Annotated in this window: 14 protein-coding genes; 12 read left to right on the forward strand and 2 right to left on the reverse strand. The window is 59.8% G+C overall.

All coding sequences use genetic code 11. The annotated features are described in order from the left end of the window. Nucleotide 1 precedes the first annotated feature (1 nt). The 12 genes from nadD (at nucleotide 2) to AC1DRJ_RS01230 (ending at nucleotide 11,315) form a co-directional block, all read left to right on the forward strand. The gene (nadD, locus tag AC1DRJ_RS01175; RefSeq protein WP_477800428.1) at nucleotides 2-691 is read left to right on the forward strand and encodes a nicotinate-nucleotide adenylyltransferase; all 690 of its coding nucleotides are present in this window, start codon (nucleotides 2-4) and stop codon (nucleotides 689-691) included. 71 nt (nucleotides 692-762) lie between these two features. After that, the gene (rsfS, locus tag AC1DRJ_RS01180; RefSeq protein ID WP_477800429.1) at nucleotides 763-1,257 is read left to right on the forward strand and encodes a ribosome silencing factor; all 495 of its coding nucleotides are present in this window, start codon (nucleotides 763-765) and stop codon (nucleotides 1,255-1,257) included. A gap of 9 nt (nucleotides 1,258-1,266) precedes the next feature. Beyond that, nucleotides 1,267-1,734, forward strand: a complete 468-nt coding sequence (gene rlmH / locus AC1DRJ_RS01185; RefSeq protein ID WP_007937439.1) for a 23S rRNA (pseudouridine(1915)-N(3))-methyltransferase RlmH — start codon at nucleotides 1,267-1,269, stop codon at nucleotides 1,732-1,734. Nucleotides 1,735-1,744: 10 nt separating this feature from the next. After that, nucleotides 1,745-3,640, forward strand: a complete 1,896-nt coding sequence (mrdA, locus tag AC1DRJ_RS01190; RefSeq protein ID WP_477800430.1) for a penicillin-binding protein 2 — start codon at nucleotides 1,745-1,747, stop codon at nucleotides 3,638-3,640. A gap of 31 nt (nucleotides 3,641-3,671) precedes the next feature. After that, entirely contained in the window at nucleotides 3,672-4,775 is a 1,104-nt protein-coding gene (gene rodA, locus AC1DRJ_RS01195) for a rod shape-determining protein RodA (protein ID WP_477800472.1), read from the forward strand. A 17-nt stretch (nucleotides 4,776-4,792) separates the two neighbouring features. Beyond that, a complete protein-coding gene (mltB, locus tag AC1DRJ_RS01200; RefSeq protein ID WP_477800431.1) occupies nucleotides 4,793-5,803 on the forward strand; it encodes a lytic murein transglycosylase B in 1,011 nt (336 codons plus the stop codon). Beyond that, entirely contained in the window at nucleotides 5,803-6,816 is a 1,014-nt protein-coding gene (locus AC1DRJ_RS01205) for a septal ring lytic transglycosylase RlpA family protein (protein WP_477800432.1), read from the forward strand. The genes mltB and AC1DRJ_RS01205 overlap by 1 nt, the downstream gene beginning before the upstream one ends. Before the next feature lie 180 nt (nucleotides 6,817-6,996). Beyond that, nucleotides 6,997-8,154 (forward strand): D-alanyl-D-alanine carboxypeptidase family protein, encoded by a 1,158-nt coding sequence (locus AC1DRJ_RS01210; protein ID WP_477800433.1) that lies wholly within the window; start codon nucleotides 6,997-6,999, stop codon nucleotides 8,152-8,154. 87 nt (nucleotides 8,155-8,241) lie between these two features. After that, complete coding sequence (locus tag AC1DRJ_RS01215; RefSeq protein WP_477800434.1) at nucleotides 8,242-8,517, forward strand: DUF493 domain-containing protein; 276 nt, start codon at nucleotides 8,242-8,244, stop codon at nucleotides 8,515-8,517. Beyond that, complete coding sequence (gene lipB / locus AC1DRJ_RS01220; RefSeq protein ID WP_477800435.1) at nucleotides 8,517-9,164, forward strand: lipoyl(octanoyl) transferase LipB; 648 nt, start codon at nucleotides 8,517-8,519, stop codon at nucleotides 9,162-9,164. The genes AC1DRJ_RS01215 and lipB overlap by 1 nt, the downstream gene beginning before the upstream one ends. A gap of 1 nt (nucleotide 9,165) precedes the next feature. Continuing rightward, nucleotides 9,166-10,191 carry a lipoyl synthase gene (gene lipA, locus AC1DRJ_RS01225; protein WP_109786349.1) on the forward strand — a complete coding sequence of 342 codons (1,026 nt, stop codon included), beginning with the start codon at nucleotides 9,166-9,168 and terminating at the stop codon, nucleotides 10,189-10,191. Nucleotides 10,192-10,364: 173 nt separating this feature from the next. Then, a complete protein-coding gene (locus tag AC1DRJ_RS01230; RefSeq protein WP_477800436.1) occupies nucleotides 10,365-11,315 on the forward strand; it encodes a S66 peptidase family protein in 951 nt (316 codons plus the stop codon). A 159-nt stretch (nucleotides 11,316-11,474) separates the two neighbouring features. On the opposite strand, the gene AC1DRJ_RS01235 is transcribed toward AC1DRJ_RS01230, so the two are convergent. Further along, nucleotides 11,475-12,797: a lytic murein transglycosylase gene (locus tag AC1DRJ_RS01235; protein ID WP_477800437.1), complete on the reverse strand. Its 1,323-nt coding sequence runs from the start codon at nucleotides 12,795-12,797 to the stop codon at nucleotides 11,475-11,477. Nucleotides 12,798-12,858: 61 nt separating this feature from the next. Then, complete coding sequence (gene arfA / locus AC1DRJ_RS01240; RefSeq protein WP_477800438.1) at nucleotides 12,859-13,023, reverse strand: alternative ribosome rescue factor ArfA; 165 nt, start codon at nucleotides 13,021-13,023, stop codon at nucleotides 12,859-12,861. Nucleotides 13,024-13,142 lie beyond the last annotated feature (119 nt).

Raw genomic sequence — 13,142 nt, forward strand, 5'->3', positions numbered from 1 at the left:
CTTGGGCGACCTCGACCCGACAGCACCAGCCACTTCATGCGAGCCTCAACCTCGCCGGATTGGCATGCTGGGCGGTACGTTCGACCCGGTGCACATCGGCCATCTGCGTGGTGCGCTGGAGGTTGCCGAATCGCTGGCGTTTGATGAGTTGCGTCTGACACCCAGTGCCAGGCCACCGCATCGCGGTACGCCGCAAGTGTCGGCCAAAGACCGTCTGGCGATGGTCGAATGCGCGGTGGCCGGTGTGGCGCCGTTGGTGGTGGACGCCCGCGAATTGCAGCGGGACAAACCGTCCTACACTATTGATACCCTGGAACTGATGCGCGCCGAACTGCCCGCCCAGACCCAGGTTTTTCTACTTTTGGGCTGGGACGCATTTTGCGGCCTGCCCACTTGGCACCGCTGGGAAGAGTTGCTCCAGCATTGCCACATCCTGGTGCTGCAACGCCCGGATGCCGACAGCGAACCGCCGGATGCCTTGCGCAACCTGCTGGCAGCGCGCTCGGTGAGCGACCCGCTGGCCCTCAAAGGGCCGAGCGGACAGATTGCATTCGTCTGGCAGACACCGCTCGCGGTATCCGCCACCCAGATCCGTCAACTGCTGGCCAGCGGTAAGTCGGTACGTTTCCTGGTGCCCGACGCGGTCCTGGCCTACATCGATGCGCACGGACTTTACCGTGCGTCGAACTGAAAGAGGCGCGCTTCAAGGCACGTGAACACGTGTATCGAAGCCCCCGAACATACGAGCAAAACGAGTTTTATATGACTGACAAAGACGTAGCTAAAGTAAAGCGCAAAGGCACATTCAAAAGCGCCCCACTGCCAGTAGTAGCACCTACCGGCCCGGAGCTGGTCGGTGAAGAACTGGTCAAGGTTGCCGTTGCGGCCCTGGAAGACGTCAAGGCCCAGGATATCCAGGTGATCGACGTTCGTGAAAAGCAGAGCATCACGGACTTCATGATCATCGCAACCGGTACGTCCAACCGCCAGATCGGCGCGATGCTGGACAAGGTCCGCGAAGCCGTCAAAGCCCAGGGCGTCAAGCCGCTGGGTGAAGAAGGCAAGGGCGACAGCGACTGGGTGCTGCTGGATATGGACGACGTCATCGTGCACATGATGACCGCCTCGGCTCGCCAGTTCTACGACCTGGAACGTCTGTGGTCCGGCGCTGAACAGAGCCGTGCCCTGAACGCGGCTCACCACAGCCCGGAAAACACCCACGAGCATTTCATCAAGCTCAACAAAGACCAGCAATAAGGGCCCGCTGTGCGACTGCGACTGATCGCCGTCGGTTCACGGATGCCCAAGTGGGTGGAAGAAGGCTGGCATGAATATGCCAAGCGTCTTCCGTCCGAGCTGGCGCTGGAACTGGTGGAAATACCGCTCAACACCCGTGGCAAGAACGCCGACGTGGCGCGCTTCATCCGTCAGGAAGGCGAAGCCATGCTGGCCAAGGTCGGGCCGAATGAGCGTGTTGTCACCCTCGAAGTCCACGGCAAACCCTGGAGCACTGAGCAGCTGGCGGTCGAACTCGATCGCTGGCGCCTGGACTCGCGCACGGTGAACTTCATGGTCGGCGGCCCCGAAGGGCTGGCGCCGGAAGTCTGTGCCCGAGCCGATCAGCGCTGGTCATTGTCGCCGTTGACGTTGCCGCACCCGCTGGTGCGAATCCTGATCGGCGAACAGCTGTATCGTGCCTGGACAGTCTTGTCCGGCCACCCTTACCACAAGTAGTTCTGCCCTCATGTCTCAGCCGATCCGTATCAAGGACCACGAAAAAGACGCCCGTCTGGTGCGTGGTCGCGTCGTGTTCGGTGCAATTGCGGTAGTAGCGCTGTTTTGTGTGCTGATTGCGCGGCTGTATTTCCTGCAGGTGATCCAGTACGAGTACCACTCGACCCTGTCAGAAAACAACCGCGTCCATGTGCAGCCGATTCCACCCACCCGTGGGCTCATCTTCGACCGCAATGGCGTGGTGGTGGCCGATAACCGGCCCAGCTTCAGCCTGAGCATGACCCGCGAGCGCTCCGGCGACTGGCAGCAAGTGCTCGACGTGATCGTCGAAGTGCTGGCGCTGACACCCGAGGACCGGGTGATCTTCGAGAAACGCATGCGTCAGGGGCGTCGGCCATTCGAGCCGGTGCCAATCCTGTTCGAGCTGACCGAAGAGCAGATCGCCCGGATCGCGGTGAACCAGTTCCGCCTGCCGGGCGTGGAAGTGGTCGCGCAGCTGGTTCGTCACTATCCGCAGGGCGCGCACTTTGCGCACTCAGTGGGTTACATGGGGCGAATCAACGAGAAAGAGCTCAAGTCACTGGATCCTGTGAGTTACAGCGGCACCCATCAAATTGGCAAAACCGGCATCGAGCGCTTTTACGAGCCCGAACTGCAYGGTCAGGTCGGTTAYGAAGAAGTCGAAACCAACGCYCRGGGCCGCGTRYTGCGYGTGCTCAAGCGTACCGAACCGATTTCCGGCAAGGACATCGTCCTGAGCCTGGACATCAAATTGCAGGAAGCGGCCGAAGCAGCACTGGGCGGTCGTCGTGGCGCCGTCGTGGCGCTGGACCCAAAAACCGGCGAAGTGCTGGCRATGGTCAGCMAGCCSAGYTTCGACCCGAACCTGTTCGTCACGGGCATCAGTTCCAAGGCCTATTCCGAACTGCGCGACTCCATCGACCGGCCGCTGTTCAACCGCGTGCTGCGTGGCCTATATCCGCCGGGTTCGACCATCAAGCCAGCGGTGGCGATTGCTGGTCTGGATTCGGGCGTGGTCACCGCGTCGACCCGCGTGTACGACCCCGGTTATTACCAACTGCCCAATTACGATCACAAATACCGTAACTGGAACCGTACCGGCGACGGTTATGTGGATCTGGACACGGCGATCATGCGGTCCAACGACACCTACTTCTATGACCTGGCCCACAAGCTGGGGATCGATCGGTTGTCGACGTACATGGGCAAGTTCGGCATCGGCCAAAAGGTCTCGCTGGACATGTTCGAAGAATCGCCGGGCCTGATGCCGACCCGTGAGTGGAAGCGTGCGACCCGCCGCCAGGCCTGGTTCCCGGGTGAAACCCTGATTCTGGGGATCGGTCAGGGCTACATGCAGTCCACGCCATTGCAACTGGCCCAGGCCACGGCACTGGTGGCCAACAAAGGTGTGTGGAACCGTCCACACCTGGCCAAGACGGTCGAAGGCGAGAAGCCCAAGGATGAAAATCCGATGCCCGATATCGTCCTGCGCGAYCCGTCGGACTGGACCAAGGTCAACCACGGCATGCAACAGGTGATGCACGGTGCCCGTGGTACGGCGCGCAAGGCTTCGATTGGCGCGCAATACCGGATCGCCGGCAAAAGTGGTACGGCCCAGGTGGTCGCAATCAAGCAGGGCGAGAAGTACGACCGCTCCAAGGTTCAGGAACGTCACCGCGACCACGCCTTGTTTGTCGGTTTTGCGCCGGCCGACAACCCGCAAATCGTGGTCGCGGTGATGGTCGAGAACGGCGAGTCCGGTTCTGGGGTCGCCGCGCCAGTGGTGCGTCAAATCATGGATGCCTGGCTCCTGGACAAGGACGGTCATCTCAAGGCCGAGTACGCCAGCCCTATCAGTGCGGAGGTTACGGCCCATGATGAATAATTTTGATCGCATGCTCTCCAGTGAGGATGTGATGCGTCGCCGCGCGACGCTTTTGCAACGCCTGCACATCGATGGCCCGCTGCTCATTCTGTTGCTGACCCTCGCCGCCGGCAGCCTGTTCGTGCTGTATTCGGCCAGCGGCAAGAGCTGGGACCTGCTGGCCAAGCAAGCCACTTCGTTCGGCATTGGCCTGGTGTCGATGATCGTCATCGCGCAGTTCGAACCGCGTTTCATGGCGCGGTGGGTGCCGGTCGGTTATGTGATTGGTGTGCTGTTGCTGGTGGTGGTGGACGTCATGGGTCACAACGCCATGGGCGCCACGCGCTGGATCAACATCCCGGGTGTGATCCGCTTCCAGCCTTCCGAGTTCATGAAAATCCTGATGCCGGCGACCATCGCCTGGTATTTGTCCAAGCGCACCTTGCCGCCGCAGCTCAAGCACGTCGGGGTCAGTCTGTTTCTGATTGGCTTGCCCTTTATCTTGATCGTGCGTCAGCCTGACCTGGGGACATCGCTGCTGATCCTCGCGGGTGGCGCGTTCGTGTTGTTCATGGGTGGCCTGCGCTGGCGCTGGATCATCAGCGTGCTGGCGGCTGCCGTGCCGGTGGCCGTGGGCATGTGGTACTTCATCATGCACGACTACCAGAAGCAGCGAATCCTGACATTCCTCGACCCGGAGAGCGATCCGCTGGGGACGGGCTGGAACATCATTCAGTCGAAAGCCGCCATCGGTTCCGGTGGTGTGTTCGGCAAGGGCTGGCTGTTGGGCACCCAGTCGCACCTGGACTTTCTGCCGGAAAGCCACACCGACTTCATTATTGCGGTATTGGGCGAAGAGTTCGGCCTGGTCGGCATTTGCGCATTGCTGTTGATTTACCTGTTGTTGATCGGTCGCGGGCTGGTGATTACCGCTCAGGCCCAGACATTGTTCGGAAAATTGCTCGCGGGCAGTTTGACCATGACGTTTTTTGTTTATGTTTTCGTCAACATCGGTATGGTCAGTGGCCTGTTGCCGGTAGTGGGGGTGCCGTTGCCGTTCATTAGCTACGGAGGAACTTCGCTGGTAACGCTGCTGTCAGCGTTTGGGGTTTTGATGTCGATCCATACCCATCGCAAGTGGATCGCACAGGTTTGAATAAGGTGAAGATTTCAATGCAAGTAATGCGTGGCTGGGCGACTCGATACGCGCCATGGGTCGGCCTGGTAAGCATCCTTGGCACAACGCAGCACGCGTTGGCCGGCGAGTACGAAGGCTCACCCCAGGTGGCCGAATTCGTCGGTGAAATGACCCGCGATTACGGTTTTGCTGGTGARCAGCTGATGGGCGTGTTCCGCGAAGCCGAGCGCAAGCAGTCGATTCTGGACGCGATCTCGAAACCCGCCGAACGGGTCAAGCAATGGAGCGAATACCGCCCAATGTTCATCACCGACGCGCGTATCGCCCGTGGTGTGGACTTCTGGCGTCAGCACGAAGCGGTGCTGGCACGTGCGGAGCAGGAATACGGCGTGCCGGCGCAGGTGATCGTCTCGATCATCGGCGTTGAAACCTTTTTCGGGCGCAATACCGGCAACTTCCGCGTGATCGACGCGTTGTCGACCCTGGGCTTCGACTATCCTCCCCGCGCTGAATTCTTCCGCAAGGAATTGCGTGAGTTCCTGCTGCTGGCCCGGGAGGAGCAGGTTGATCCGCTGACCCTCAAAGGTTCCTACGCAGGCGCCATGGGGTTGCCGCAGTTCATGCCGAGCAGTTTTCGCGCGTATGCGGTGGATTTTGACGGTGATGGTCACATTAATATCTGGACCAATCCCGACGATGCCATTGGCAGTGTCGCCAGCTATTTCAAACGCCACGGCTGGGTCGCCGGCGAACCGGTGGTCAGTCGCGCCGATGTTCGAGGTGAGCAGGTGGACGACGGTTTGACCACGGGCATCGAGCCGACTAAAACCGCTGGGGAGTTGCGGGCTCTGGGGTGGTCAAGTCATGATGCGCTGCGCGATGATATGCCGGTCACGGCTTTCCGCCTGGAAGGTGACAAGGGCCCCGAGTACTGGATGGGCCTGAAGAACTTTTATGCGATCACGCGTTATAACCGCAGCGTGATGTACGCCATGGCCGTACATCAACTGTCTGAACAGCTGGTCCAAGCACGGGGCGTCAAGTAATGCGGGCATTGCCTATGAATAAACCCCTGCAGCTCATGGCTTTCGCCGCGTTGGCGGTGCTGCTTGCCAGTTGCTCGACCAGTCGCGCGCCGGCTCAGAAATCCTCGTCCACTGCCGCGCGCCCGGCGCCGGGGCTGGACATCAACCGCGCCCACAAAGATGGCGCGCCGTGGTGGGATGTCGACGTATCACGCATCCCGGATGCCACACCGACCCTGCACTCCGGTCCTTATAAGGCCAACCCGTATACGGTGCTGGGCAAGTCATATTTCCCATTGCAAGAATCCAAGACTTACGTCGCCTCGGGCACGGCGTCCTGGTATGGCACCAAGTTTCACGGCCAGAACACCGCCAATGGCGAGGTATACGACCTCTACGGCATGAGTGCGGCGCACAAGACATTGCCACTGCCGAGTTACGTCCGGGTCACCAACCTGGACAACAACAAGAGCGTGATCCTGCGGGTCAACGACCGTGGGCCGTTTTATTCGGACCGCATCATCGACTTGTCCTATGCTGCCGCCAAAAAGCTCGGTTACGCCGAAATCGGCACGGCGCGGGTCAAGGTCGAGGGTATCGACCCGCAACAGTGGTGGGCACAAAAAGGCCGTCCGGCGCCTTTGATGCTTAACGAGCCAAAAGTCGCGCAAAATAGCGCCCCGGTGATTACGGCTTCGGCTGGCACCGTCGAGCAATGGACGCCACCGGCGCAACAACACGCCGCGGCAGTCGTACCCGTGCAGATCGATGCAAAAAAAAACGCTTCTGTACCAGCCTCTGGCCAGTATCTGCAGGTGGGCGCGTTCGCCAACCCGGACGCTGCAGAACTCCTGAGATCGAAGCTCAGCGGGATGGTGAGCGCTCCGGTGTTCATCAGCTCGATCGTGCGCAACCAACAGACACTGCATCGGGTGCGCCTGGGGCCGATCGGTTCTCCGGGTGAAATCCAGCAAGTGCAGAACAGCGTGCGCATGGCCAATCTCGGTTCGCCGAGCCTGGTCACCGCCGAGTAATACGTAGTACTTGATTGACGGTTCACCTGCGGTCTGGGGGGTAAACCTGGTTGTTGGCTCGTTAAAGAACAAAAGCCCGGCAAGGGTTCTGAGTGAACAACCGAACACGCGACAGCTCGTTAGAAAGCTGTCTGATTAGTTTTGCCCTTGGGCAGTTCCATTAGCGATTTCGAGAGACGGATGAACATCACCACCTTTGCCAAACGCCTGTTCCTGTTAGTCCCGCTGCTCCTCTCACCGGCTGCGTTCGCGGTCGAGGTGATGCCAGCTCCACCACAACTGGCCGCCAAAGCCTATGTGCTCATGGATGCCAGCAGCGGTAACGTGCTGGTCGAGAACAATGGTGATCAGCGTCTGCCGCCGGCCAGCCTGACCAAGCTGATGACCGCGTACCTCGCGACCCTGGAAATCCGTCGTGGCCAGATCGGCGAAAACGACCCGGTGACCGTCAGCGAAAACGCCTGGCGCACAGGCGGTTCGCGGATGTTCATCAAGGTGGGCACGGAGGTGACTGTCAGCGACCTGCTGCACGGCATCATCATTCAGTCGGGTAACGACGCCAGTGTTGCGCTCGCCGAGCACATCGCCGGCAGCGAAGACGCCTTCGCTGACATGATGAACAAAACCGTGGCCGACCTTGGCATGACCAACAGCCACTTCATGAACCCGACCGGTCTGCCGAACCCGGAGCACTACTCGTCGGCTCACGACATGGCGGTACTGGCTCGCGCGATCATCCACGAAGACCCGGCTCACTACGCGATCTACTCGCAGAAAGAGTTCTTCTGGAACGGCATCAAGCAACCTAACCGCAACCTGCTGCTGTGGCGCGACAAGACTGTCGACGGTCTGAAAACCGGCCACACCGACGAAGCTGGTTACTGCATGGTGTCTTCGGCCGTACGTGATGGCATGCGCCTGATCGCTGTGGTGTTCGGCACCAGCAGCGAAGTGGCTCGCGCCGCCGAAACCCAGAAGCTGCTGACTTACGGTTTCCGCTTCTTCGAAACCCAGACCTTCTATCAGAAGGGCGCCGAGCTGGCTCAGGCCCCTGTCTGGAAAGGCGCGACGAATCAAGTCAAGGCCGGCCTGGCGCAAGACCTGACCATGACCCTGCCAAAAGGCCAGCTGAAAAAGCTCGCTGCGAGCATGACCATGAACCCGCAACTGGTTGCGCCAATCGCCAAGGGCGACGTGATCGGTAAAGTCGAAGTGAAGCTGGAAGACAAGGTGGTGCACAGCGCCGACTTGATCGCCCTGGACGCTGTCGAGGAGGGTGGTATCTTCCGCCGCATGTGGGATAGCATCCGTCTATTCTTCTACGGCATCTTCAACTGAATTCAGTGTGCACCTGCATGACTCCGCGCTGATCCGGCGCGGGGTCATGCCCGTCGCCACGGCTTACGCTTACGAGGCCGTTACGCCATGACCGATACCGAAGTAAAGGCGCCAAAGATCGAATTTCCGGTCACTGACTATCCCGTTAAGGTAATCAGCGATACCGGTGTGGGTAACAAGGACAAGATCATCAAGATCGTTGAGAAACACGCCAAGATCAACGATAAGCGTGTCGACGAGCGCCAAAGCAGCAACGGCAAATACACCACCATCCAGTTGCACATCGTCGCCACCGGCCAGGAACAGCTGTACGACATCAACAGCGAACTGCGGGCTACCGGCTTCGTGCACATGGTGTTGTGATGTCTGGCACGCTGGGCTTTCGTGAGCTCGGCCAGATGGCTTACGAGCCGGTCTGGCATGCCATGCAGCGCTTCACCAACGAACGCGGCACCGACGCCGCCGACGAGATCTGGCTGGTCGAGCACCCGCCGGTGTTCACACAGGGGCAAGCCGGCAAGGCCGAGCACTTGTTACTGCCGGGRGATATTCCGGTGGTACAGGTCGACCGTGGTGGTCAGGTGACCTATCACGGGCCTGGTCAACTGGTGGCCTATCTGCTGCTGGATGTACGCAAGCTGGGATTTGGCGTGCGTGACCTGGTCAGCCGTATGGAGCTTTGCCTGATCGAACTGCTGGCGAGCTACGGCGTCACTGCCGCCGCCAAGCCGGACGCGCCGGGTGTCTACGTCAACGGGGCGAAAATCGCGTCCCTGGGTCTGCGGATCCGCCACGGTTGTTCCTTTCATGGCCTGGCCCTGAACGTGGACATGAACCTGGAACCGTTTCGACGGATTAATCCCTGCGGTTACGCCGGGCTGGCAATGACCCAGCTAAGCGATCACGCAGGATCGATTGAATTTGCCGAGGTAAGTGCCCGGCTGCGCGCGCAGCTCGTCAAACACCTCGACTATGCTGAGCAGACGACCCTAACGGGCGGAATCGACTGATATGACTACTGATGCAGTGCAAACCATGATCCCGACGCTTGATGTCACCGAGCGTCCGGCCCCGCGTGCCAAGGTTGAAGCCGGCGTCAAGCTGCGCGGCGCCGAGAAGGTTGCACGTATCCCGGTGAAGATCATTCCGACCACCGAACTGCCGAAGAAACCCGACTGGATTCGCGTGCGCATCCCGGTTTCCCCGGAAGTCGACCGCATCAAGGCCCTGCTGCGCAAACACAAGTTGCACAGTGTGTGCGAAGAAGCATCCTGCCCGAACCTGGGCGAGTGTTTCTCCGGTGGCACCGCGACGTTCATGATCATGGGCGACATCTGCACCCGTCGCTGCCCGTTCTGCGACGTGGGCCACGGTCGTCCGAAGCCACTGGACGTCAACGAGCCGGAAAGCCTGGCCATCGCCATCGCCGACCTGAAGCTCAAATATGTAGTAATCACCTCGGTAGACCGCGACGACCTGCGTGACGGTGGTGCCCAGCACTTTGCCGACTGCATTCGCGAGATCCGCAAGCTGTCGCCGAACGTGCAGCTCGAAACCCTGGTTCCGGACTACCGTGGCCGGATGGACGTGGCACTGGAAATCACCGCTGCCGAGCCACCGGACGTGTTCAACCACAACCTGGAAACCGTGCCGCGCCTGTACAAGGCTGCGCGTCCGGGTTCGGACTACCAGTGGTCGCTGACCTTGTTGCAGCGCTTCAAGCAGATGATGCCGCACATTCCGACCAAGTCCGGCCTGATGCTGGGCTTGGGCGAAACGGACGAAGAAGTCATCGAAGTCATGAAGCGCATGCGCGAACACGACATCGACATGCTGACCCTGGGCCAGTACCTGCAACCGTCCCGCAGCCACTTGCCGGTGCAGCGTTTCGTGCACCCGGATACCTTCGCCTGGTTCGCCGAGGAAGGTTACAAGATGGGCTTCAAGAACGTCGCGTCGGGCCCGCTGGTACGCTCCTCGTACCACGCCGACGAGCAAGCGAAGCTGGTTAAAGCCGAGCTGATGTCGTCCTTGTAATCCGGCGGTGACATAAATGCGCCCGCATGGCATTTCAGGCCTTGCGGGCGTTTTTTTGCCTGGCCTACGGCAGGCAGCGTTTTTTCCTGCAACCTGCGGGTGACTGACCCTCTTCTGTTTGTCCCCGTTCCTGACTACTGTGTGCAGAAGTTTTCGCGCAGGGAGATTCATGGATGACCGTTCGACCGACCCATACGCTGTATCCGCATAAACCTGTTCCAGCCCTGCCTTCGCAAGGCTTGATCGGCGTGATTGCACCCGCCGGTCCCGCCGGGCTGGACACCGACAAAGCCATCGCCTGGATGCGTGCTCGTGGCTATGCGTTGCGGGTGTTTCCAGGGGTGTATGAAAAGGATGGCTATCTGGCTGGCAGCGACGAGGTGCGACTCAATGATCTGCACGCGGCGTTCGCTGACACAGAAGTCGATGCGATTATCTGCCTGCGGGGCGGTTACGGAACACCGCGTTTACTCGACCGCATTGATTTCGAACTGCTACAAAACAACGCCAAACCATTCATTGGCTACAGCGATATCACGGCACTGCACTTGGCGATCAGCCGTTATGCCGGTTTTGTGACCTTTCATGGCCCACTGCTTAATGCTGATTTGCTGGGCGACAAACAGAAGCCTACGGAGTCGTCGTTTTTCAATATGCTCAGAGGGCAGATGAAGGCCGGTAGCGTACTGTCGCACCCGGCGGCCTGGCCGTTGACCACGATCGAACCCGGTATCGCTCACGGGCGTTTGCTGGGCGGCAACCTGTCGATGATTGCTGCGACCATGGGCACGCCGTATGAGCTGGAGGCCGAGGGCGTCATCCTGCTGATTGAAGACATCAATGAGCCGCTGTATCGGATTGACCGGCTACTGACCCATCTGCGGCTGGCTGGCGCGCTAGGCAAGCTGCGTGGGGTTTTGGTGGGGGATGTGGCCGGAGTTGATGCGGCAGCGCTGGAGCAATTGCTGAAACAGACCTTCGAGCCTTTGCGGATTCCGGTGCTGGCCGGTTGGCGCAGCGGGCATTGTGATCCGAACCTGACGCTGCCGATGGGGGCGTTGGTCAAGCTGGATGCAGGGAAGAAGGAGTTGGTGTTGGAGCAGGATGTGGTGGTCAAGGCTTAGGAATTCGTCGACTGGCAGTCACTCTTCGCGAGCAAGTCGAATCGTCGCACCGCCGCTCCCACACTTGACCACATTTCCATGATAGAACTCGGTCAAATGTGGGAGCGGCGGTACGACGATTCGACTTGCTCGCGCAGGCGGCATCAGCCATACGGCTAACTATCGGCTACGCAGTCCTTCCAGCAACTTGCGCGTCGGATACCCATCCGCCGGCCAGCCAAACGACTGCTGTGCACTGCGAATCGCCTTACGCGTGTTGGCGCCAATAATCCCGTCAGGAATGCCAGCGTCGTAGTTCTGGGCACTCAGCAGGCTTTGCAATTCCATGCGCTCGGTGCGGCTCAATGGCAAATCATCTTTGGGCCAGCTGCCGCTGATCAGTCCTGCACCGTCGAAGCGTTGGGACAACAAACTCACGGCCAATGCATAGGATGAAGAGTTGTTGTACTTGAGAATTGCGCGGAAATTGTCGAGGACCAGGAACGCTGGGCCACGATAACCGGCTGGCAGCAGCAGGGCTGCGGAGAGGTGTTCCGAGCCCGGTGGAACCTGAGACCCCGCGGGCATTGAAACGCCCAGTTGCTGCCACTCGGCGACGCTTTTACGAATCGTGCCATCGGCCAGAACGTAGTTGAAACTGCTTGGCAGTCGCACTTCAAAGCCCCACGGCTGGCCTTTCTGCCAGCCGGAGCTTTGCAAGTAGTGCGCAGTCGAGGCCAATGCGTCGGCGGGACTGTTCCAGATGTCGCGGCGGCCATCACCGTCGAAGTCCACGGCGTGGGTGTTGTAAGTGGTCGGGATGAATTGGGTCTGGCCCATCGCGCCGGCCCAGGAGCCAAGCATTTTATCGGGTGTGATGTCGCCTTGTTGCAGGATTTGCAGGGCAGCAATCAGTTGATCGTGTGCAAAGCCCGGGCGCCGGCCTTCGTACGCCAGGGTCGCCAGGGAGTTGATGACCGACTTGCTGCCCTGGAACTGACCGAAGTTACTCTCCATGCCCCACACCGACACCAGTACCTGGCGGTCGACGCCATAACGCTGTTCGATGCTTTGCAGGATGTCAGTGTATTCGTCGATCTGCGACTGGCCTTTACGTACTCGCAGCGGCGAAAGGGCGCCATCGAGGTATTCCCACACTGGACGAGAAAATTCCGGCTGGCTGCGATCGGCACGGATCACGCTAGGGTCGAAGCTGACATTGGCAAAGGCGCGGTCGAACAGATCGGCGCGGATACCGGCGGCCAGCGCGTCTTTGCGGAAACCCGCTTGCCATTCGGCGAACGACTGGGTGGGCTGGATGTCGAGGTTTTCGCCCGTCGGCACCACGGGCGGTATTACCGCAGGGGTTGTCGTGACAGGAAGGGTTTTGAGCGGCTGGGCGTCGGCGGCAGTCGGTTTTTCCGCGCAGGCGACAAGCAAAATGAGGCTGGAGGCAGCGATCAGCTGGCGAACGGGCCAACGACGGGAAAGACAAAGGGGCATGCACAGGTCCAGGGCAATCGATTCAGGTGTAGACCTTAACATGGAGAAGGGGGGTTCTGCTTTATGCCGCCAGAAAGTAAGAAGCCTCCCAGTTATTAGACTGGAAGGCTTCGCGGCGGTAGCTGCCTTTGCCCTTGCCGGCTCGTTCCTGACGGCTGCGGAACAGTGGCTGGGCGATGATGGATTTGGCCTTGTTGGGGCCATGTTTTGATGGCTTTTTACTCATGATGATTTCTCGCAAGTGAGCGGATTTTGCGGGGCAAATCATCGGCTGAAGTTGAGGATCTGTCTAGTCCCCACATGTTGTAGGACCTTTCGTGTTTTTCGTAAAGTAGGTTTTGTGGC

The organism is Pseudomonas sp. P5_B2 (assembly GCF_056400445.1).